Origin of the sequence: Bradyrhizobium erythrophlei (assembly GCF_900142985.1) — a bacterium.
GTDB lineage: Bacteria > Pseudomonadota > Alphaproteobacteria > Rhizobiales > Xanthobacteraceae > Bradyrhizobium > Bradyrhizobium erythrophlei_B.
In genome coordinates, this window is the sequence record NZ_LT670849.1 from 963,432 (window position 1) to 984,678 (window position 21,247).

At 62.0% G+C, this 21,247-nt stretch carries 22 protein-coding genes; 10 read left to right on the forward strand and 12 right to left on the reverse strand.

Translation table 11 applies throughout. The annotated features are described in order from the left end of the window. Window positions 1-7: 7 nt before the first annotated feature. Entirely contained in the window at window positions 8-856 is an 849-nt protein-coding gene (locus tag BUA38_RS04400) for a DUF1194 domain-containing protein (protein WP_072816872.1), read from the reverse strand. Window positions 857-1,072: 216 nt separating this feature from the next. On the opposite strand from BUA38_RS04400, the gene clpS reads away from it, so the two are divergent. Continuing rightward, complete coding sequence (clpS, locus tag BUA38_RS04405; protein WP_072816873.1) at window positions 1,073-1,378, forward strand: ATP-dependent Clp protease adapter ClpS; 306 nt, start codon at window positions 1,073-1,075, stop codon at window positions 1,376-1,378. Here clpS and BUA38_RS04410 read toward each other — a convergent pair. Beyond that, complete coding sequence (locus tag BUA38_RS04410; RefSeq protein ID WP_072816874.1) at window positions 1,342-2,580, reverse strand: adenylate/guanylate cyclase domain-containing protein; 1,239 nt, start codon at window positions 2,578-2,580, stop codon at window positions 1,342-1,344. The genes clpS and BUA38_RS04410 overlap by 37 nt on opposite strands. Before the next feature lie 147 nt (window positions 2,581-2,727). On the opposite strand from BUA38_RS04410, the gene BUA38_RS04415 reads away from it, so the two are divergent. Next, window positions 2,728-3,177 carry a nuclear transport factor 2 family protein gene (locus tag BUA38_RS04415; protein ID WP_072816875.1) on the forward strand — a complete coding sequence of 150 codons (450 nt, stop codon included), beginning with the start codon at window positions 2,728-2,730 and terminating at the stop codon, window positions 3,175-3,177. 48 nt (window positions 3,178-3,225) lie between these two features. Here BUA38_RS04415 and aroC read toward each other — a convergent pair whose 3' ends face one another. Both aroC and BUA38_RS04425 read right to left on the reverse strand, forming a co-directional pair. Further along, the gene (gene aroC / locus BUA38_RS04420; protein ID WP_072816876.1) at window positions 3,226-4,314 is read right to left on the reverse strand and encodes a chorismate synthase; all 1,089 of its coding nucleotides are present in this window, start codon (window positions 4,312-4,314) and stop codon (window positions 3,226-3,228) included. Window positions 4,315-4,373: 59 nt separating this feature from the next. Next, on the reverse strand, window positions 4,374-4,967 hold the full coding sequence (locus BUA38_RS04425) for a histidine phosphatase family protein (RefSeq protein ID WP_072816877.1): 594 nt from the start codon (window positions 4,965-4,967) through the stop codon (window positions 4,374-4,376). Between the two features lie 239 nt (window positions 4,968-5,206). On the opposite strand from BUA38_RS04425, the gene BUA38_RS04430 reads away from it, so the two are divergent. Both BUA38_RS04430 and BUA38_RS04435 read left to right on the forward strand, forming a co-directional pair. After that, window positions 5,207-5,695, forward strand: a complete 489-nt coding sequence (locus BUA38_RS04430) for a sigma-70 family RNA polymerase sigma factor (protein ID WP_072816878.1) — start codon at window positions 5,207-5,209, stop codon at window positions 5,693-5,695. A gap of 130 nt (window positions 5,696-5,825) precedes the next feature. Then, on the forward strand, window positions 5,826-6,593 hold the full coding sequence (locus BUA38_RS04435) for an anti-sigma factor family protein (protein ID WP_072816879.1): 768 nt from the start codon (window positions 5,826-5,828) through the stop codon (window positions 6,591-6,593). 223 nt (window positions 6,594-6,816) lie between these two features. Here the strand turns inward: BUA38_RS04435 and BUA38_RS04440 are convergent, their stop codons facing one another. Further along, a complete protein-coding gene (locus BUA38_RS04440; RefSeq protein WP_072816880.1) occupies window positions 6,817-7,776 on the reverse strand; it encodes a DnaJ C-terminal domain-containing protein in 960 nt (319 codons plus the stop codon). A gap of 211 nt (window positions 7,777-7,987) precedes the next feature. Then, the gene (locus BUA38_RS04445) at window positions 7,988-8,395 is read right to left on the reverse strand and encodes an RT0821/Lpp0805 family surface protein (RefSeq protein ID WP_072816881.1); all 408 of its coding nucleotides are present in this window, start codon (window positions 8,393-8,395) and stop codon (window positions 7,988-7,990) included. A gap of 121 nt (window positions 8,396-8,516) precedes the next feature. On the opposite strand from BUA38_RS04445, the gene pdxH reads away from it, so the two are divergent. Then, window positions 8,517-9,158, forward strand: coding sequence for a pyridoxamine 5'-phosphate oxidase (gene pdxH / locus BUA38_RS04450; protein WP_072816882.1), 642 nt, complete (start codon window positions 8,517-8,519; stop codon window positions 9,156-9,158). 20 nt (window positions 9,159-9,178) lie between these two features. Further along, the gene (locus tag BUA38_RS04455) at window positions 9,179-9,934 is read left to right on the forward strand and encodes an SDR family NAD(P)-dependent oxidoreductase (protein WP_072816883.1); all 756 of its coding nucleotides are present in this window, start codon (window positions 9,179-9,181) and stop codon (window positions 9,932-9,934) included. Between the two features lie 67 nt (window positions 9,935-10,001). Here BUA38_RS04455 and BUA38_RS04460 read toward each other — a convergent pair whose 3' ends face one another. Both BUA38_RS04460 and BUA38_RS04465 read right to left on the reverse strand, forming a co-directional pair. Further along, window positions 10,002-10,223 (reverse strand): hypothetical protein, encoded by a 222-nt coding sequence (locus tag BUA38_RS04460; protein WP_072816884.1) that lies wholly within the window; start codon window positions 10,221-10,223, stop codon window positions 10,002-10,004. A gap of 155 nt (window positions 10,224-10,378) precedes the next feature. Further along, a complete protein-coding gene (locus BUA38_RS04465; protein ID WP_072816885.1) occupies window positions 10,379-11,359 on the reverse strand; it encodes a magnesium transporter CorA family protein in 981 nt (326 codons plus the stop codon). A 408-nt stretch (window positions 11,360-11,767) separates the two neighbouring features. Here BUA38_RS04465 and BUA38_RS04470 point away from each other — a divergent pair, with 408 nt between their 5' ends. Next, window positions 11,768-12,457 carry a L,D-transpeptidase gene (locus tag BUA38_RS04470; protein ID WP_156898916.1) on the forward strand — a complete coding sequence of 230 codons (690 nt, stop codon included), beginning with the start codon at window positions 11,768-11,770 and terminating at the stop codon, window positions 12,455-12,457. Window positions 12,458-12,497: 40 nt separating this feature from the next. On the opposite strand, the gene BUA38_RS04475 is transcribed toward BUA38_RS04470, so the two are convergent. Then, window positions 12,498-13,403, reverse strand: a complete 906-nt coding sequence (locus tag BUA38_RS04475; RefSeq protein WP_083587453.1) for an extensin family protein — start codon at window positions 13,401-13,403, stop codon at window positions 12,498-12,500. A 117-nt stretch (window positions 13,404-13,520) separates the two neighbouring features. Between BUA38_RS04475 and BUA38_RS04480 the strand changes: the two genes are divergently transcribed. Both BUA38_RS04480 and BUA38_RS04485 read left to right on the forward strand, forming a co-directional pair. Then, window positions 13,521-15,143 carry a fatty-acid--CoA ligase gene (locus BUA38_RS04480; RefSeq protein WP_072816886.1) on the forward strand — a complete coding sequence of 541 codons (1,623 nt, stop codon included), beginning with the start codon at window positions 13,521-13,523 and terminating at the stop codon, window positions 15,141-15,143. Between the two features lie 332 nt (window positions 15,144-15,475). Further along, window positions 15,476-16,327, forward strand: a complete 852-nt coding sequence (locus tag BUA38_RS04485; protein ID WP_072816887.1) for a DUF1499 domain-containing protein — start codon at window positions 15,476-15,478, stop codon at window positions 16,325-16,327. Between the two features lie 6 nt (window positions 16,328-16,333). Here BUA38_RS04485 and BUA38_RS04490 read toward each other — a convergent pair whose 3' ends face one another. The 3 genes from BUA38_RS04490 to ribB all read right to left on the reverse strand — a co-directional run bounded on the left by BUA38_RS04490 (window position 16,334) and on the right by ribB (window position 19,829). Then, the gene (locus BUA38_RS04490; RefSeq protein WP_072816888.1) at window positions 16,334-17,257 is read right to left on the reverse strand and encodes an MBL fold metallo-hydrolase; all 924 of its coding nucleotides are present in this window, start codon (window positions 17,255-17,257) and stop codon (window positions 16,334-16,336) included. A gap of 150 nt (window positions 17,258-17,407) precedes the next feature. Further along, the gene (locus tag BUA38_RS04495; RefSeq protein WP_072816889.1) at window positions 17,408-18,622 is read right to left on the reverse strand and encodes an acyl-CoA dehydrogenase; all 1,215 of its coding nucleotides are present in this window, start codon (window positions 18,620-18,622) and stop codon (window positions 17,408-17,410) included. A 130-nt stretch (window positions 18,623-18,752) separates the two neighbouring features. Next, entirely contained in the window at window positions 18,753-19,829 is a 1,077-nt protein-coding gene (gene ribB, locus BUA38_RS04500; RefSeq protein WP_072816890.1) for a 3,4-dihydroxy-2-butanone-4-phosphate synthase, read from the reverse strand. A 158-nt stretch (window positions 19,830-19,987) separates the two neighbouring features. On the opposite strand from ribB, the gene BUA38_RS04505 reads away from it, so the two are divergent. Continuing rightward, window positions 19,988-21,229, forward strand: a complete 1,242-nt coding sequence (locus tag BUA38_RS04505; protein ID WP_072816891.1) for a PLP-dependent aminotransferase family protein — start codon at window positions 19,988-19,990, stop codon at window positions 21,227-21,229. Window positions 21,230-21,247 lie beyond the last annotated feature (18 nt).

Below are 21,247 nucleotides of genomic sequence, written 5' to 3' on the forward strand. Positions count from 1 at the left end.
GTTTCGCCTAGCGTCCCCAGCGGTCCTGCCAGATCTTCTCGCCAATCATGCAGGATACACGCGGCTCCTTGTCAGCGACGGGAATCACCGGCCGCTCCGGTGTTCGTCCGGCGACCTCCAGCAGCAGCTTGGTGCGGATCGCTTCCTTGAACTTTTCGCGATCCTTGATCGCGACTACGAACGCGCCGGGTCCGCCGATCACGCAGTCCTCGTAATACCAATCGAGGTTCTCGATATCCATGGTGGAATAGGAAGGCTCCTTCACCATGATCGGCAGGCCGTTGATGACGATGCCCTTGGAAACGGCTTCGTCGCGCACGGGCGTCACCGGCACGCCGTTATTGTTTGGACCGTCGCCGGAGATGTCGATGACGCGCCGTAATCCCGGATACGGATTGTTCTCGAACAGCGGCATCGCGAAATTGATCGCACCGGAAATCGACGTGCGCGAAGCGCGGCGGATCGACGCTTTCAGGATTTCGTCAGCGACAGCGTCTGCCGTTTCCGGACCGTCGATGACGCGCCAGGGAATGATGATCTTCTGATCGTTCGACGCCGCCCATTCAAAATAGGTCACCGAAATCTTGCCGTTCGGCAGAGCTCTCAGTGCCTGCAAGAACTCTTTCGAGACGATGGCCTGCGCGTAGCCTTCGCGCTGAACCGCGAGTTCATCCATGTCCATCGAATAGGAGACATCGACTGCGAGCACGAGTTCGACGTCGACCTTCGGCTCTGTCTTGTCGGCGGATCGCGTCTGATGCCGAAGACGGACATCCGGCGCAGCCACACCGGCGACGTCACTTGCGGTGAGTGCGCCTGCGACCAACACCGCCCCGATCGAGACATACCAGCGCATCAGCGGCCCTCCCGTCGTGTGACCATGATGTTCGCACGCATAATGCCGGACGCAAAGCTGGAACATTTTGCAGCGTTCACATTCAGGTTAGCTGCCGCGATCCCGGTGATTTCGCGTGCCGCAGGAACAGGTCGGCCTGCCCTCACTTGCGGTGCAGGAACTTCAAATAGGCGGCACCAGGTACCAAGGGCGGCGGGAAAGCAGTATTCTTGGCCCATGAGCGACACCGTCACCACACCGAAAACCAAGATCAAGACCAAGGTCGAACGCCCACGGCTGCACAAGGTCATTCTGATCAATGACGACTACACGCCGCGCGAATTCGTCGTCATGGTCCTCAAGGCGGAATTCCGCATGACCGAAGACCAGGCGCACAAGGTCATGATTACCGCTCACCGGCTCGGCGCCTGCGTCGTCGCCGTCTTCACCAAGGATGTGGCCGAGACCAAGGCGACCCGCGCCACCGATGCCGGCCGGGCGAAAGGCTATCCGCTGCTGTTCACGACCGAACCGGAAGAATGACCGGCGAGCGGAAGCGCATTCGCTCCCGCCGTTTCATCTGAAAGGCCGAAGACCCGCTCGGCCTTCGAAAATCCCGCAATCGGAAATTCGCCGAGTTCGTCCCAGCGGTCCGGACAGGACTTGGCAAAGGCGGCGGATGCCACCACCGTGCGATGCAGGCGGCTGGCCATCTTTTCCAGCCGCGCTGCAAGGTTGACCGCCGGCCCGATGCAGGTGAAGTCGAGCCGGTTGCCGCCGCCGATATTGCCATAAAGAATTTGTCCGACATGGAGCGCCACGCCGAAACGAAAGCGCTCGACGGTCTCACCGATCGGGAACTGCATGGCCTCGACATTGGCGCGGGCCTCGCAGGCTGCTTCCAAAACCTTGGCGCACGCATGACCCATATCGCCGACATATTCGTCGAACGGAAACACTGCGAGCAGCCCGTCACCCATGAATTTCAGAACCTCGCCGCCATGGGTGGCGATCGCAGACACCTGGCAGTCGAAATACTGGTTGAGGATTTCGATGACGGTTTCAGCAGGCAACCGGTCCGACAGCGCGGTAAAGCCGCGCAGGTCCGACAGCCAGATCGCCGCCTGCATGATTTCCGTGTGACCACGCCGGATCTGGCCACCGAGAATGCGCTCGCCGGCGCGATTGCCGACATAGGTGTCGAGCAGAATTGACGACATGAAGCGCAGCCGCGTGACCTCGATCAGGCGCGACAGCGGCGGGATCAACTCACGGAGCGCTTTGAGCTGCATGTCGGTGAAGCCGCCCGGCTGTTTCGTGGTCCAGCTGGACGCATGCACCGAGCCATCGACATTGAGGAGCGGCAGCGCGATATAATCTGTGGTGCCCTCCTCGCGCAGCTCGGCGAAAATCGGGAAGCGGTTGCCATCCGGACCATCGAGCTTCGCCCTGATTTCGCACCCTTTCGCAAACACGATCGCGAGCGGGCTGGTGCGATATTCCTCCGAATCCAGCATCTCGTAATTGGCGCTGCCGACCACGACTTCGCTGCCCGCCCGCCAGACGAAATTGCGTCCGACGATATCGGGGTGCAAGGTGCGGACGAAGACACCGACACGCGCCAATGGCAAACCGGCCGCGACCAGCCGCTCGCAGGTCTCGGCCATCATCTGCGGCGGGCTGGGCGCGGATCGCGCGCCATCGACGAGCCAATCAGTCAGTTTCCGGAAGGCAAGCGTATCCATGGCTTACACCTTGCTGGTTGGCCCGAGGGGACGTCAAGGCACAGCCCCTCGGCCACCTTACCGGTACGATAACATAGCCAGGTAAAGGCTCGACAAAGCCAGGAACCGCTGCAAGACTTATTGGATAATAAAACGAGGGAGGAAATGATGAATATCAATCGTCGCGAGCTGGCGTTACCGATACTTGCCGTTGGGATACTGGGTGTCGTTCCCGCCGCCCTTGCCGGAGCAGATGAGGATGCCGTCAAGAAGAACGTGGAGGCATTCCGCACCGCTCAATTCGTCTCCGATGCCAAGGGATTGGAAGCGCTTTGCGCGCCCGAGCTCAGCTACAGCCATTCCGACGGCAGGGTCGAGGACAAGGCCACTTTCGTTACCAATGCCACGGACGGAAAATCGAAATTCCTGTCCCTGGCATATGACGATCTGAGCATCCGCGTCGTCGGTCCCGCCGCCATTGTACGATTTCATTGGCGCGGCGAAAGCGAAGCTGTCGCCGACGGCAAGAAGAGCTCCACCAATCTGCATATCCTGATGAACTGGCAAAAGCAGGGAGCGGACTGGAGGCTGTTGTCCCGCGGGTCGACCAAGCTCTGATGCTCGAACGAGCATGACGACGGCGGGCGGCCCGAACCGCTCGCCGACCTATCCGCCGACTTGCGCGCGGTGGCGCAGGAAGTGGTCTGCGAGCACGCATGCCATCATGGCCTCGCCCACGGGAACGGCGCGAATGCCGACGCAGGGGTCGTGACGGCCCTTGGTCAGGATTTCCGTCTCGCCACCCTTGCGATCCACGGTACGCCGCGGCGATAGGATCGACGAGGTCGGCTTCACGGCGAACCGCACCACCACCGGCTGGCCCGTGGAGATGCCGCCCAGGATGCCGCCGGCATGATTGGACAGGAAGGTGACACCCTGATTGCCCATCCGCATTTCGTCGGCGTTTTCCTCGCCGGACAATTCCGCCGCGGCAAAACCGTCGCCGATCTCGACGCCCTTCACCGCGTTGATGCTCATCATCGCGGCTGCGAGATCGGCATCGAGCTTGCCGTAGATCGGCGCGCCCCACCCGGCCGGCACGCCTTCGGCCACCACCTCGATCACCGCACCAATCGATGAACCGCTCTTGCGGATGCCATCAAGGTAGTTCTCAAAGAAAGCCGCCTTGTCCTTGTCAGGACAGAAGAACGGGTTTTTCGACACTTCATCCCAGTTCCACTTGCCGCGATCGATCCTGTGCGGCCCCATCTGCACCAGCGCGCCGCGCACCGTGATGCCGGGGAGAATCTTTCGGGCGATCGCGCCCGCCGCCACCCTCATCGCCGTCTCGCGCGCCGACGAGCGCCCGCCGCCGCGATAATCGCGCAGGCCGTATTTGGCGTCATAGGTGTAGTCAGCGTGACCGGGACGAAACTTGTCCTTGATGTCCGAATAGTCCTTCGAACGCTGGTCGGTGTTTTCGATCAAAAGCCCGATCGGCGTTCCGGTCGTCACCTGCGCGCCGGTCTCCGGATGCGCCAATACGCCGGACAGGATCTTCACCGCATCCGGCTCCTGCCGTTGCGTCGTGAAGCGCGATTGGCCCGGCCGCCGGCGGTCAAGATCATGCTGAATGTCTTCGGCCGTTAACGGTATCTGCGGCGGACAACCGTCGACCACACAGCCGATCGCAGGCCCATGGCTTTCGCCAAAGGTCGTGACCCGGAACAGATGGCCGAAGGTATTGTGGGACATGGCGTGTCGTAACGTGCAAGACCCCTTCGGGTCAAATAGCAAGGCGCCTCGATTCGTTCTTAACTATACTGCGCCAAGCCATTGTCGCTGAACACGTAAACCGCGCCCTGTTCAATTTTCAGGTCAGCGGCGTTTTCCGGGCTCTTGAAGCCAAGTTCGACCATCAGCGCACGCGCGGTGCCGCCGTGGGCGACCGCCACGATGTCGGCCTTGAGCCCGCGATACCAGTCGGCGACCCTCGCCTGCACCTCGACATAGGTCTCGCCGCCCGGCGGCGCGACCGTCCACTTTTCGGCCTGACGCCGGGCGAACAGATCGGGGGCATTCGCTTCCATCTCCGCCAGCGTCGATCCCTCCCATTGGCCGTAGCCGATCTCGCGCAGGCGACTGTCGATGGTGTAGCCGGAAAGCGGAAGCTTCAGGACACCCCGCATCAGGTCCATGGTCTGACGGGCGCGGCCGAGTGGGCTTGCGACAAAGCCGATCGAAGATGCGCTTTGGCCGTCGCGCGTCAGCAGATCGGCGAGGACGCGGCCGGCGTGAACCGACTGCGTGCGGCCGAGTTCGTTGAGCGGAATGTCCTGCACGCCCTGAAGCCTGCCCAGCGCGTTCCACTCCGTCTCGCCGTGGCGGATGTAATAGACGGTCGGCATTCGGTGTCAGTCTTTCGCCAGCGAGTCCGAACTTTTCACGATGTGACAATTCCGATGCTTTACAGCTGGTTTGCAGGTACACCAGCTCCGACGGGCGGTACAGGCCCTCTCAAATGATAGCGACCTGAGCACCCGTGGGACTACGGGCGGAATAGCCATTTCGGTCTGGGGTTTAGCTGATTGGATCAAGCTCCGATGCGCGATCGAGTGCCGCTGGGAATGATTTGGAATCGGGCCTTATGACTGCGTTTCGCGAGAGTGTCGAAGCCATGATACCGGCGCTGCGCCGGTATGCACGTGCGCTCACGCGTGATGCCGACATTGCCGATGATCTGGTGCAAGATACGTTGGTTCGAGCGTTGCGCTCGGAACGGCTTTTTCTCGGTGGCGACGTGCGGAGCTGGCTCTACACGATCTTGACCAACCTCAACAAGAACAGGCGGCGATCGCTGGCCCGCCGGCCGCAATTCATGCCTCTCCTGGAAAACAATCCGGACGCCAGCGGCACCGAAGCCGAGGGTCGCGACATTGCCCGGGCGCTGGCGACTTTGGTGGACGATCAGCGCGCGGTGCTGCTGCTCGTGATGCTGGAGGGACTGAGTTATCGCGAAGTCGCCGACATTCAGGGCGTGCCGATCGGCACGGTGATGTCACGCTTGGCGCGCGCGCGAGCGCATGTGAAGGCCGTTCTCGACGGCGAGCGCCCGGCGTTGCGAAGGGTGAAGTGATGATGAGCTTTATAAGTGAACGTGTTGTGGCTGCGTTTTTTGGGGAAACCACATTGCAGACGACGCCGCATTTCCGCCGGGGAGAGCGGAACGCGGCCGGAATGATTTCGATCAGGAAGAGACCACGACAATGACCGACCCAAAAATTCCTGTCACCGAAGACGAACTGCACGCCTATGTCGACAACGAACTACCGGCCGAGCGCCGCGGCGATGTCGAAGCTTGGCTTGCGGCTCATCCCGACGCGGCCGAACGAGTACAAGCTTGGCGCGCCATGGCGGACGAGCTTCACGCGCGCTACGATCACATCGCTGACGAGGCGGTGCCTAAGCGGCTGGAGATCGAACGGCTGGTGCAGCGGCCGCGCAAATGGGTGTACGGCGCCGTTGCCGCGACGCTTGCCGCTTTCGTCTGTGGCGGGGGCGTCGGCTGGGTGGCGCGGGGCGCAACCGCGACGCCGTCGGCGATCGAGAGCCTGACTTCGGATGCGCTGGATGCGCATAAGCTTTATGTCGTCGAAGTACGCCATCCCGTGGAAGTGCCGGGCAGCGAACGCGACCACTTGCAGACATGGCTGACCAAGCGTTGCGGCTGGGAAGTCCGCGCCCCGAAACTGGACTCAAGCGGGTTGAAGCTCGTCGGGGGACGGCTGTTGCCCGGTCCGACCGGTCCGGCCTCGTTCTTCATGTATGAGAGCGCCTCGGGCGAGCGCTACACGCTCTATTCCTCGCGTTCGAAGACCGGATCGGCGCAGATGCGTTACACGGCGGCCGAAAATTCCGGCGCGATGTACTGGTCGGAGGACGAGGTCAGCTACGTGTTGAGCGGCCCGATCGACAAGGAAAAGCTCCACCACGTGGCGCGGCTTGTCTACGACCAGACCGATAAAGGCGGTTAGCTTCGAAGATCTGCGCAGCGCTTAAGCGTGGCGAATTTGTCACGTCCAAATTCCGACATTAAGAATCTGGAATTGGAACATGGACGCGTCTCAATATCGCTTCACGGAATCACGAAAAGTTGTGGCGCGTTCGATCCGCCGATCGACGCAAGCGGCCTCGCCTGGGGTTGGTACCGCGCTGGTCCCCCAGGTCGAGGCCGCACCTTTTTTCCCTCCGCGCCGATTATGAGAGATCGCTACGCGGATTGTAGGGATGTGCGTCACGCCACTTTTGCATCAACGTCTCCAGTTCGGAGTCGTTCCCGTCCGGCAGCATGATCCGGGTGGTAACCAGAAGGTCGCCGTTTCCGCCTGCTTTCGGCAATCCCTTGCCTTTCAAGCGAAACGTCCGCCCACTCGAAGTGTTCTTCGGAATTGAAAGCTCGACCGCACTGCCGAGCGTCGGCACGCGTACCTTGCCGCCGAGCACCGCTTCATAGAGCGTAATCGGCAGATCGAGGCGCAGGTCGCTGCCATCCACCTTGAAGAACGGGTGCGGCGCGATGCTGATGGTGATCAGGAGATCGCCGGGCGGATGTCCCTGCGCGGTCTCGCCCTGCCCCTTCAGCCGGATCTGCTGACCGGCCACGACGCCCGGAGGAATCCTGACGTTGAGTTCCTTGCCGGTTGGCAGTCTGACGCGCTTTTCCGCTCCCTTTACCGACTCTTCCAGCGACACGGTCATGGAGACGGAAAGGTCGAGATCAAGCGCCATGGTGCCGGGGTCGAACTCGAAGCGTGCGCCGCCGCCCGCGCCCGGCCGGCCGGCGCGCGCGTTAGCCGCGCCGAACATGCTGTTGAGGATGTCCTCGAACCCGCCGCCGCCCGCGCCCGGCCCGCCGCCGGTGCGGAACGTGTGCGTCTCGAAACCACCGCCTCCGGGCCGCGCACGACCGCCGCCGGGAAAGCCCTGGAAGCGCGGCTTGCCCTCGGCATCGATCTCGCCGCTGTCGAACTGCTTGCGTTTGTCGGCATCGCCAATGATCTCGTTGGCCGAGTTCAACTCGGCGAAACGAGCCGCCGCCTTGGGATCGTCCTTGTTGGCGTCGGGGTGGTACTTCTTGGCAAGCTTGCGAAAGGCGCTCTTGATCGCCGCGGCGTTGGCGCTTCGCGGCACCCCCAAGACCTCATAGGGGTCGCGCATCCGTCAGTTCTCCTTCGAGGGAATCCATCGAGTCTAGTACACGGGCGCGAAGCCCGCTCATGATTTTCATTTGGGGATTGCGTGGCATTTTTGCAACGGCCTTCGGCGACAGTCGGACAAGCGAATGGAACAGGATTGTTCACGGCTTCAACGCCTTACGGGAAGACCCGCATCCTAAAGCAGATTCGTAAAGACCACGATCGATCGAACTTCAGCTCTGCCGCCACGGCTTCAATGTATGGATTTCCCACTGCCCGCGGCCGGTCTGGCAAGCCGCGCCTTGCAGCCAGCTTTCGGAATCGCCCTTGACGTAGCTGGCGAGGAAATCGCGGCAGGTCCGCCCCTCCGAGGAATAGGCCTGGGCGAGCGGCGTCACCGAACCCCGCGCGCCGGTCTCGGGGTTTTCCCAGGGCTGGCTGGCGTCCTTGTCGCCGTTGGTCAGGACGTCGGAAGCGGCATTGCGGGCAAAGGCGAGATCGGTTTCGCTTGGCACCGGAGATCCCGCTTTCGCCGGCGAGACTGAGCCCGTCACCTCGTCACCGCCAAGGGCAGCCCATCCGCCACCGCCTCGGGAAAAGCTGCATCCACCGGCCTCGATCCCGATCAGGGCCATGATCATTATCATTCCAACCGGCCGGACCGGCGATAGGCCAAAGCGTCCCCATGCCCTATATAAGGCTGACCTCATACAGGGCTGTAACGCGGATCTTGCCGCCGGCAGGGGCAACTTCGGACTCCAAATGACGGACACGACCTCCATCAAACACCCGGCACCCTTAACATCCGGTGATTTCACCGCGGCGGAGGAACCGTTGGCGCTGTTTGGCGAGTGGTTTGCGGAAGCCACGAAGTCCGAGCCCAACGATCCCAATGCGATGGCGCTGTCGACCGTCGATACAGACGGCCTGCCGGACGTGCGGATGGTGCTGATGAAGGGCTATGACGCGGGCGGCTTCGTGTTCTACAGCCACATCGCCAGCCAGAAAGGCCGCGAATTGGCCGCAAATCCTAAGGCGGCTTTACTCTTTCACTGGAAGTCGCTGCGCCGGCAGGTGCGTATCCGCGGACCGGTGTCACCGGTCACCGACGCTGAAGCCGATGCCTATTTCGCCACCCGCCCCAAACAGGCCCAGATCGGCGCCTGGGCTTCGAAACAGTCGCGGCCGCTTGAAAGCCGGTTCGCGTTCGAACAAGCGATCGCCAAGGTTGCCGCGCAATACCTGATCGGCGAGGTGCCGCGCCCACCCGGCTGGAGCGGCTGGCGCATCACCCCGCTCCGGTTCGAGTTCTGGCATGACCGCCCGTTCCGTTTGCACGACCGTATCGAATTTCGCCGCGACGCGCCGGGTCAGGCCTGGTCGAAGACGCGGCTTTACCCCTGATCGATAGATCGAAGGACCCCATGGCCACGTCATCCCATAACGGACCAAGGCGGACGCTGCTGCTCACCGGGGCCAGCCGCGGCATCGGGCACGCGACGGTGATCCGCTTCTCCTCGGCCGGCTGGCGCGTCATCACCTGCTCGCGGCATCCGTTTCCTGAAGACTGTCCGTGGGACGCCGGGCCCGAGGATCACATCCAGGTCGATCTCGCCGACCATGACGACACGGCGCGCGCTATTTCCGAAATTCGCGAGCGCCTGGAAGGCGGCGTGCTACACGCGCTGGTCAACAATGCGGCGATTTCGCCGAAGGCCGAAGGCGGCAAGCGGCTCGGCTCTATCGACACCGATATCGAGACCTGGACCCACGTGTTCCGGGTCAATTTCTTTGCGCCGATCATGATGGCGCGCGGCCTGATCGAGGAATTGAAGGCGGCCAAAGGCTCGGTCGTCAACGTGACCTCGATCGCGGGCTCGCGGGTGCACCCGTTCGCCGGCGCGGCCTATGCAACCTCAAAGGCCGCGCTCGCTTCCCTGACGCGCGAAATGGCCGCGGATTTCGGCAGACTAGGCGTGCGAGTGAATTCGATTGCGCCGGGCGAGATCGACACTTCGATCCTGTCGCCGGGTACGGAAAAGATCGTCGAACAGCAAATTCCGATGCACCGGGTCGGCACGCCGGACGAGGTTGCCAAGATCATCTATGTGCTGTGCACGGAAACCAGTTCCTACGTGAACGGCGCCGAAATCCACATCAACGGCGGCCAACACGTTTGAGGGTGTCACGCGAGGCCGAAGGCGGCCGAGCACCCTGAGATATCGGTCCAGATCAGCCCGTCTCAATTCAGATCAGCCCGCGCAGGATTTGTGCGGCCTGCCAGCGCAGGGCTTCTTCGGCATTCGCAACGCTGGAACATTCGTCTTCGCGCTCGCCGTCAGCAAGCAAGGCGCCGCAATGCCGGCAGGTGCGCGGCGACATCGCCTCGGCCCTGACGATGTTGCGGCCTTGCTGGTAACTTGCGAAATCGATGACGTTCTGCATTGACCTTATGACTTTCTCAACCATGGGAGTTCTCGCGGGTCGTTCCGAGAACGTTATGGCAGAAAGCCGTCGCGCAAACGTTCAGTGCTCCGCTCAAATTTTAGCGGAGCGATTGGGCCGAGAAGTCCGGCAGTTCCGCGTACTTTCTTAACCTCAACAGGCAGCCAAAAGCCGCTGGTTTACAGCCACTTCTTCCAGCGGAAGTACATGTAGGGCGCAACAGCGGCCAGCGCCATCATCACGACCGCCATCGGATAGCCGTGCTGCCATTCGAGTTCCGGCATGATCTTGAAATTCATGCCGTAGATCGAGGCGATCAGGGTCGGCGGCATCAACACCACAGCCATCACCGAAAACAGCTTGATGATGTTGTTCTGCTCGAGATTGACGACGCCGAGCATCGCATCGAGAATGAACGTGATCTTGTTGGAAAGATAGGAGGCGTGATCGGTCAGCGAGGCCACGTCGCGCTGCATGGTCTTGAGCTGCTCGCGCATGTCCTTTGACCATTTCACGCCATCGACAGATGCCGTAACGAAGGTAACGACGCGGCCGATCGAGACGAGACTCTCCCGTACCTTGGAAGTCAGGTCGCCTTTGCGGCCGATCGCGATCAGGATGTCGGAGTAGCGCTTGGCGTGCCCGGTGCGTGCCGCTCCATCGGGTTCGAAAATCTGGTGGCTGATCGCGTCCATCTCGCCGCCGGCACGCTCCAGGATGTCGGCGTTGCGGTCGATCACCGCATCCAGAAGCTCCATCAACACCATTTCGCCGGTAATTGCCGGGGCGCACGCGCGCGCCAACTTGTTTTCCACCAGCACGAACGGCCTCGGCTCATCGTAGCGAACGGTGACCAGGCGATGGCTGGCCAAGATAAAGGTGACCGCCGTGGTGCGGGGATTTTCCGTGTCCGCTGCGCACATCAATGTCGCCGTCATGTAGCGCGCGCTGTTTTCGATATAGAGCCGGCTGGAAATCTCGATTTCCTGCATATCCTCGCGGGTCGGGACCGCGATGCCGGCAAGGCGCTCGACTGCCTTATCCTCGGCCATCGTCGGTTTCACCAGATCGATCCAGACGGCGTTATCCGGCAAAGCCTCCATATCGGTGACGGTGGCCTTTTTCAGAGAGGATTCGCTGGGGACAAACACCGAGAACATGGGCGGCTCCGGACGTGAAGGACAGGGTTAACCAAGGCGCTGTTCCAACGTTCGCGAGCAACGCGTCGGAGCGGGATGCGAATACCGGAATCGGCCGAAGAATTCGAGTTTGGCAGGCTTTCAATAACGGGCCCGTGAGCCTCCGGCCATTTGCGGCACGCCTATGGCGAGAGCATGGCGGTGATCTGGCGGGCTGGCTAAGCTATTGCCGGAGAATCCACAACCGCTCAAGCACTTGCGGCAAAAAAGACACAGGAAGGCTCCCGCAGCGCGGGAACAGCATCCCGGCACTGGAAATATCGTCAAATTCGGCGATAATGTGGGAGTTGAAGGTGGAGTCGTGGCGGGGCAATAAAGTCTCGCGCCTCGAACACCGGGGTCGATTGGAAATCCAAAATGCCGATGAAACTGACGTCGCTCAAGTTGGCAATGGCTGTAACAGCCGCCGGTCTGCTGCTTTCGGGCTGCATGGAAACCGCAAGCTACGAGGCGACCAACACCGCCGCGTTCAAACAGCGCGACAAGGAATTGCTGGCGAAGGTTCGCTACGAGAACGTGCAGCCGCCGGAGAATTTCCGCCGCGCGATCGTCGAATTTCGCCGCAAGGAAGCCCCCGGCTCGATCGTGGTGGATTCCGACAACCACTACCTCTACTACGTGATGAACGACGGCAAGGCGATCCGCTACGGCATCACTGTCGGCGAAGAAGCCATGGCGTGGTCAGGCGTTGCCAAGATCGGCAGCATGACCGAATGGCCAGCTTGGCATCCGACCAAGGGCGAGATCGAGCGTCTCGGCGTTCCCACTTTCGTGCCACCGGGCCCGGACAATCCGATGGGTTCGCGCGCGATGTATCTGTATTCGGGCGGCAAGGACACGCTGTTCCGGATTCACGGCACCAACCAGCCGGAATATATCGGCCAGTCGATCTCATCCGGCTGTATCCGCATGACCAACGAGGACGTGATTGACCTCTATAACCGCGCCAAGGTCGGCGCGATCGTCGTCGTGCTCGCGCCCCATCACGGCGAATCGCCGTTCGGTGGCTCGTCGCAGGTGGCGCAGGGTGGCAACACCAACTTCGGCTCGTGGCAATAAGCGATCCGATCCTGATTTGACCGAAACAAAGAGCGCCGGTTTACCGGCGCTTTTTCTTTGACGAGCTATCGGCAGCGGGCTTTTGCTCCGCCGCCGCATCGGGCTCAGCGTTGGATTTCGCGGCCTCCGGTTCATCGGCCGTCTCGCGGGGCGGCGCCTCCACCGGACGCGCGGCCGGCAGCATCGGTGCCACGGCCGGCAACGCATCCCAGACGTACCACTGGCAAATCCGGTAATCGTTGCGCCGTTCCATCAGATCGAGATGGATGTGGTCTTCGTGATAACCGTCGGAGCCTGGCCCCAGCACGGTCGAGAAACGCGCGCATACCGAATGCAGCACGCTTTCGCGCGTCTCGCGCGCGACGGTGCGGTCGGTCAGCGAGATCGTGCGGCCATCGGCAAACGTGAAGGAGCGGACATCGATCGCATTGGCGCGGCCATGCTCGGACAATTGCGCGCCGGGGATGCGGTTGCGGCCACGGCATTCGAAGGAATCGAAATTGTCGAGGGCTGAAATTGCGCTGCCGAGGTTTTTGGCAAGCGGCGCGACATCGGTGCGAACCCAGTCGGCGATGGCGGAGGCCATCTTGCAGCGCAGGATCGCCGCCGGCTTGACCGCGACCTGATGGCTATCCGGCAAAACCACAGCCTCGAGCCGCACCAGATCCTCCCCGCCGCAGCCGCCAGCCCCATGGATGTCGGGAATGCTGGGCGCAATCGCGATCGCCTCCGTCAGGGCAAGCCGGCAGGCCGAAGGCGGTGGTGGGGTCGCCGCGCTCGGCTCGGCGTCGTGGTCGTCAGGAGCCGTGGACGGCTCGATCTTGGCGGAGGGCGCTTGCGTTGGCCGCGGCCTCGGCAAGGGCACCTTGGCGGTGGCGACACCCCTGGCGTCGGCGAAACGCGTCTGGCCGCAACAGACGAGCAGCAGCGCGGCCGCGCTAACCATGGCCACCCTGCGGACGCCTCTCCCACCAGAAGCCCACTTGCGGCGTGCCCGCCCCGCGCTAGACTTCGCATCAAAGAACGCAAAAAAGGCGATCGAACATTCAGGAGGGACATCCCTATGCTGGGATTGATGCAAGACTGGCCTTTGCTGTGTCATCGAATTCTCGAGCACGCGGCACTTATCCATGGCACTCAGGAAGTCGTCACCCGGTCGGTCGAAGGTCCCATCCATCGCACCAATTATGCCGAAATCCACAAGCGGGCGCTGAAGATCTCGCAGCGGCTGGACCGCGACGGTATCAGGCTCGGCGACCGCGTCGCCACCATCGCCTGGAACACCTGGCGTCACCTCGAAGCCTGGTACGGCATCATGGGCATCGGCGCGATCTGCCATACCGTCAACCCGCGGCTGTTTCCCGAGCAGATCGCCTGGATTATCAACCACGCGCAAGACCGCGTGGTGATGACCGATATCACCTTCGTGCCGATTCTGGAAAAGATCGCCGACAAACTCACAAGCGTCGAGCGCTACATCGTGCTCACCGACAAGACGCACATGCCGCAAACGACGCTGAAGAACGCGGTCGCCTATGAAGACTGGATCGCGGAAGCCGACGGCCATTTCAGATGGAAGACCTTCGACGAAAATACCGCAGCCGCGATGTGCTACACGTCAGGCACGACCGGTGATCCCAAGGGCGTGCTGTACTCGCACCGTTCCAACGTCATGCATGCGCTGATGGCCAATACCGGCGACTCGCTCGGCGCCTGCGCCAGCGACACCATGCTGCCGGTGGTTCCGCTGTTTCATGCCAATAGCTGGGGCATTGCGTTCTCGGCGCCCTCGATGGGCACCAAGCTGGTGTTACCCGGCGCCAAACTCGACGGCGCCTCGGTCTTCGAACTTCTGGAAACTGAAAAGGTGACGCATACCGCGGGCGTTCCGACCGTGTGGCTGATGCTGCTGAACCACATGGCCACCAACAAGCTGAAGCTGCCGCATTTGCGCATGGTGGTGTGCGGCGGCTCGGCGATGCCGCGCTCGATGATCAAGGCCTTCGTCGACATGGGCGTGACCGCACGGCACGCCTGGGGCATGACCGAGATGAGCCCGATCGGCACCCTCGCCACGCTCAAACCGCCGTTCAGCGATCTGGCCGGCGAAGAGGCGCTCGACATCCTCCAGACCCAGGGCTATCCGCCGTTCGGCGTCCAGATGAAGATCACCGACGATGCCGGCAAGGAGCTGCCATGGGATGGCAAGACCTTCGGCCGCCTCAAGGTCTCAGGCCCCTCGGTTGCCAAGGCCTATTACCGGGTCGATGCCGATATTCTCGACGAGAACGGCTTCTTCGACACCGGCGATGTCGCCACCATCGATCCGAATGGTTACATGCGGATCACCGACCGCTCCAAGGACGTGATCAAATCCGGCGGCGAATGGATTTCCTCGATCGATCTGGAAAACCTCGCGGTCGGCCACCCGGCGGTAGCGGAAGCGGCCGTGATCGGCGTCCATCACCCCAAATGGGATGAGCGCCCCCTGCTCATCGTCCAACTCAAGCAGGGACAGAATGCCACCAAGGACGACATCCTGAAATTCATGGACGGCAAGATCGCCAAGTGGTGGATGCCGGATGACATCGCATTCGTCGACGGCATTCCGCACACCGCGACCGGCAAAATCCTGAAGACCGCGCTGCGCGAGCAATTCAAGGCCTATACCTTTCCCGGCACCTAGTGGATTAAAATCGGACCACCGGCGCGAGCGCCAGAAGGCCGGGTCAATCCGCCCCGGCCTTTGGCGCCTGATCCCTTGAATTCGGCCCCACTTCGTGGTCTCACACCGGCTAACGGGGTGAATTCGACATTCGCAACCGGCCTTGCCGCGAACCCTGGTGCGAATGTCAAATCCAAACCCTATTATTAGGATGTATCTGCTAGTGGTCCTTTGGGTTCTAACATTCGCAAAAGTACCAGCTGAGACGGGATGCGAATGTTAGAATCGGAGCACTAGCTTTTGAGCCTGGCCGGTTCCGGTCGACCGTCTCCGTTGCAGCAGAAATCGAGGCCATGGCCCGCAGGTTTTCCGCGCCCTATCTATCGGAGCCCGTCTCCAGCCTGGCGTCGTGGTCGCGCAACCTGGCGGTATTTGCCGTGGTGGCGGTCCTGGTTTCGATCATCATCGTCCGCTTTGGTTTTCTCGAAATCAAACCGGCGCTCGCGACCTTTTTCGGAGCGCTCGCCTGCGCCGGCCTGTCGATGGTGATCGGCCTGATCGGCGCGGCGGCGATCTGGCAGAGCGGCGCCAGTGGCGTGGGCCGGATCCTGCTGGCGTTTTTGATCGACGTGACCCTGCTCGCTTATCCGGCCTATCTCGGTCTGCAATACCGCAAGCTGCCCGCGATCCACGACATCACGACCGATCCGATCGACCCGCCTCGCTTCGAGGCCCTGGCTCGCTTGCGCACCGGCGAAGGCACCAATCCAGCCGTCTACGCCGGCCTTTATTCGGCTGAGCAGCAGCGCATCGCCTATCCCGACATCGAGACGGTCGAACTCGAACTTCCGGTGCAGCGCGCCTATGAGATCACGTTGCAGCTGGTGAACCGGCGCAAATGGCTTGTGATCGACGAACGCGCGCCGCAGCCGCCACGCCGGATCGGCCGCATCGAGGCAGTGGCGCGCACGCCGATCATGGGCTTCCGTGAGGATATATCGATCCGCGTCTCGCCGGACGACGAGGATTCGCGCGTCGATATTCGCTCCGCGTCGCGCTATTTCGAAAGCGACCTCGGCAGCAACGCGGCACGCGTTCGCAAGTTGATGGAAGATCTCAACACCGCCGCCGATACCGATGCGCTGAAGCCCGCGAAGAAGCCGGCCGCGCCCGCCAAGGCCCCGCCGAAGGTGGTGAAGAAGTAACGCACTTTACGCGGTGGCCAGCCGATACGTTCCATCGATCACGGGATCGCCATCGGTTGCAACGATGCCACGTCCGACCAGATCTTCCAGATGCGCCAGCACGGAATAACCGGCCGCTCGCATCAGGCGCGGATCAATGCCGATATAGATCGCACGCACGATCGTCGGGATATCGGCCTCGCCTTTCGACAGGCGATGCAGGATCGACGCCTCGCGGGCCTGGCGGTGCCGGATCAGAAAGCGCACGTAACGCGGCGCATCCGGAATTTCCGGGCCGTGCCCGGAGAAATAGAGCTCCTCGCCGCGCGCCGCGAGCTTCTCCAGCGAGGCCATGTAATCGACCATCGATCCGTCCGGCGGCGCCACGATCGAGGTCGACCATCCCATCACGTGATCGCCGACGAACAGAAATTTGCGATCGGGCCAGGCGAAAGCGAGATGATTGGCGGTGTGGCCGGGGGTCGCGACCGTCTCGAGCTTCCAGCCCTCGCCCTCGATCATCTCGCCGTCCTTGACTTCAATGTCCGGGCGAAACTCGCGGTCGGCGCCTGATTCCGGATTATGCTTCTCGCTTTCAAAGCGCGGTCGCGACGCCCGATGCGGGCCTTCGGCAAAGACCGGCGCGCCGGTCGCTGCCTTGATACGCGGCGTGTTCACCGAATGGTCGCGATGGGTGTGGGTGACGAGAATATGCGTTACCGTCTCCCCGCCCACGGCATCGAGCAGCGCCTTGGCGTGGGCTTCATCGTCGGGACCGGGATCGATGATGGCGACCTTGCCGCGGCCGACGATGTAACTCACTGTGCCGGTGAAGGTGAACGGGCTCGGATTGTTGCAGAGGATTCGTCGTACGCCGAGCCGCACTTCCTCGACTACGCCAGGCGCAAGCGGAAAATTGCGGTTGAACGGGACGTCGTCGTTATCGGCCATGGGAGTTACCTGCACTCGCTAGGCCATCCCCCGCGCAGGCGGGGATCCGGTAAACACCGGGAGCCGGGGTTGAACCAGAGGTCTCTGGAATACTGGATCGTCCGCTTTCGCGGACGATGACAGCGGTGTTCGCTACTACGATTAAGGCCCTTACGAGAACGCCTGAATGCCGGTGATGGCGCGCCCCAGGATCAGGGCGTGGACGTCGTGGGTGCCCTCATAGGTGTTCACGGTCTCGAGGTTCGCGGTATGCCGCATCACGTGATATTCGATCTGGATGCCGTTGCCGCCGTGCATGTCGCGCGCGGTGCGGGCGATGTCGAGCGCCTTGCCGCAATTGTTGCGCTTGACGATCGAGATCATCTCCGGCGCCATCTTGCCTTCGTCCATCAGCCGGCCGACCCGCAACGAGGCCTGCAAGCCGAGCGCGATCTCCGTCTGCATGTCGGCGAGCTTCTTCTGCACGAGCTGGGTTGCGGCGAGCGGCCTGTTGAACTGCTTGCGGTCAAGCGTGTATTGCCGCGCGCGGTGCATGCAATCTTCGGCCGCCCCCATCGCGCCCCAGGAAATGCCGTAGCGCGCGCGATTGAGGCAGCCGAACGGGCCCTTGAGGCCGGAAACATTCGGCAACAGCGCGCTCTCCGACACCTCGACGCCGTCCATCACGACCTCACCGGTGACGGAGGCGCGAAGCGACAGCTTGCCGCCGATCTTCGGCGCCGAAAGCCCCTTCATGCCCTTCTCGAGAATGAAGCCGCGGATCTGGTTGTTGTGTTCGGCGGACTTCGCCCAGATCACGAACACATCGGCGATCGGCGCGTTGGAAATCCACATCTTGGAGCCGCTGATCCGGTAGCCATCGGCGGTCTTCTCCGCGCGGGTCTTCATGCCGCCGGGGTCGGAACCGGCATCGGGCTCGGTCAGGCCGAAACAGCCGACCCATTCGCCGGTCGCAAGCTTCGGCAGGTATTTCTTGCGCTGGTTCTCGTCGCCATAGGCATAGATCGGATGCATCACCAGCGAGGACTGCACCGAGTTCATCGAACGATAGCCGGAATCGACGCGCTCGATTTCGCGCGCCACCAGCCCATAGGCGACGTAGCTTGCATTGGCGCAGCCATATTCTTCCGGCAGCGTAATGCCGATCAGGCCGAGCTCGCCCATTTCGTTGAAAATCTCGCGGTCGGTCTTCTCTTCGAGATAGGCCTTGGTCACGCGCGGCAGAAGCTTGTCCTGCGCATAGGCGCGCGCGGTGTCGCGGATCATCCGCTCGTCTTCGGTCAACTGGTCGTCGAGCAGGAACGGGTCGTCCCATTGAAAATTAACGGGCGACGGTTTGTCCTTGGCCTGAGGGCGCACGCTCATGGAAAATCCTTTCACAACATCAGTTGCATTTTAAATCGATCGGCACAGAAGCGCAATTGCGTCATTCCGAGGCAGAAAGAACCGCATCGCCGATCGTCGCACCTGCTCAACTCACAATGACCTGATGCTATCAGCCTTCGAGCGCCTCGCTCGAGACGATCTCGATGCCGAATCCGGAAAGCCCCTTGTAGTCGTGCAGCGACGAACTCAGGTTCCGGATCGACGTGACGCCGAGGTCGCGCAGGATTTGCGCACCGACACCGACTTCGCGCCATTGCTTGTTGCGGTCGGCCTCCGCGGTCTTATCCTCGGGCAGTGGCGCCACCGGAACGCCGGCCGCACCATCGCGCAAGTAGACCAGAACGCCGCTGCCGTTCTTCTTGAAGCGTTCCAGCACCTGCTGCATGTGCTTCGGCCCGGTGAAGATATCCCGCACGATGTTGGGCTTGTGGAAGCGGGTCAGCACGTTCCTGCCGTCACCGACGCCGTTGTAGACGAAGGCAACGTGGGCGATCGAATCGAACGGCGAACGATAGGCAAAGCCCTGCAACGGCCCGATCGGGCTTTCAGCGGAAAAGCTCGAGACGCGCTCGATCAGCTTCTCCCGCGCCTGACGGTAAGCGATCATGTCAGCGATCGTGACATGCTTGAGATTGTTCGCTTTGGCGAACCGCGCCACCTGCTCGCCCTTCATCACCGAGCCGTCGTCATTCATCAGCTCACTGATGACACCGACCGGCGGCAGGCCGCTCAGCCGGCAGAGGTCGACCGCGGCTTCCGTATGGCCCGAACGCAGCAGCACGCCGCCGTCCCGCGCAATCAGCGGAAACACATGGCCCGGCCGCGCAAAGTCGTTGGCGCCGACATTCGGATTGGCCAGCGCCCGGCAGCAGGAAGCGCGCTCTTCCGCGGAAATGCCGGTGCCGCCATCGGGCTTGTAGTCGATCGAGACGGTGAACGCGGTGGTGTGGCTGGAATCATTGTGGGCCACCATCGGATCAAGCCGCAGACGGCGGGCGTCCTCCTGCGTGATCGGCGCGCAGACGATCCCTGAAGTGTGGCGGATGATGAACGCCATCTTTTCAGGCGTGCACAGCGAGGCCGCAACGATCAGGTCGCCCTCGCCCTCGCGGTCGTCGTCATCGGTAACCACGACAAGCTCGCCATGGGCAAAGGCATGCAGAACTTCCTGGATCGGATCGGCCATAGGGTCTCTCGTTTGGTGGCGCGAGCATTAGCCCGGCAGCTCGGGTCGCGCCAGCCTCATTACGCAAGGCAGAATGGCTTCCCCGGCGTAGCGGGTGGTGGCGACAAAGCCTGTCTACTTGAATAAGGTCGAACGCAATCAAGAACAAGGGAGGGCCTATGACGGCCGCGCCATTTGACTTTTCGCCACTCTTGCCGGCTGGCCTGCCTGCCGCAGCAGCCAGATGGACGGGGCTTGCCAAATACAGCTTCGTCGGCGGCAACAACGATCCCGAGCAGATCCCGCTCGATGGTCTGATCGAGGCGGTTAACGCCGTGCTAAGACGCGAGGGACAAACACTCGCCACCTATGGGCTCCAGAGCGGCCCGCAGGGATATCTCGCCTTACGCCAGTTTCTCTCTGCGAAACTGAGACGCGATGGCGGCATCTCCTGTACCGCGGACGACGTCCTGATCGTCTCTGGCTCGTTGCAGGCGCTCGACCTCGTCAATGCCACCCTGCTCGCCCGCGGCGATACCGTGATCGTCGAGCGCGACACCTATCAAGGCACGCTGAACCGGCTGACGCGGCTCGGGGTCAATACGATCGGGATTCCACTCGACGGCGATGGCATGCGGATGGACGTGCTCTCCGACACGCTTGTAGACCTCAAACGCCGCGGCATTACGCCGAAATTTATCTATACCATCCCAACCGTGCAAAATCCGACGGGCACCATCATGCCGGAGGCGCGACGTCTCGAGCTCCTGAAGCTCGCCGAACAGCACGGCGTGCCGATCTTCGAGGACGACTGCTACGCCGATCTGATCTGGGACGGCAAGCGCCCGCCGGCGATCCACGCGTTAAGCAAGTCCGCCAACGTCATTCATATCGGCTCATTTTCCAAATCGATCGCACCGGCCTTGCGCGTCGGCTTCATCGTGGCGCCATGGGCGGCGATGTCGCGGATGCTGGCGTTGAAAACCGACGCCGGCAGCGGCGCGCTGGAGCAGATGGTGCTCGCCGAATACTGCACGCCGCATTTTGAGACACACGTGCCTGCTTTGCGACGCGGCCTGCGTGCCAAACTCGATACGCTGATGGAAGCGCTGAACGAGCATTTCGGCACTACGGCGGAGTTCGAGGTGCCCAAGGGCGGCATTTTCCTCTGGGTCAAACTGCCTGATCACGTCGATACGCTGAAACTCTATCAGGCCGCACTCGCCGCCGGCGTCTCGATCAATCCGGGACCGGAGTGGTCGACCGACAAGGCCTATGCTGGCTCGCGTTTGCGGTTGTGTTTCGCCAGTCCGACTCACCAGCAAATCCGCGAGGGCGTCGCGACCTTTGCCGAGGTTTGCCGGAAGGAATTCGGCGTGCCGACACGTAGTGGTAATGTGGAGATGAAGTCCCGTGCATGAGCGGGATTAGCCCAAGGA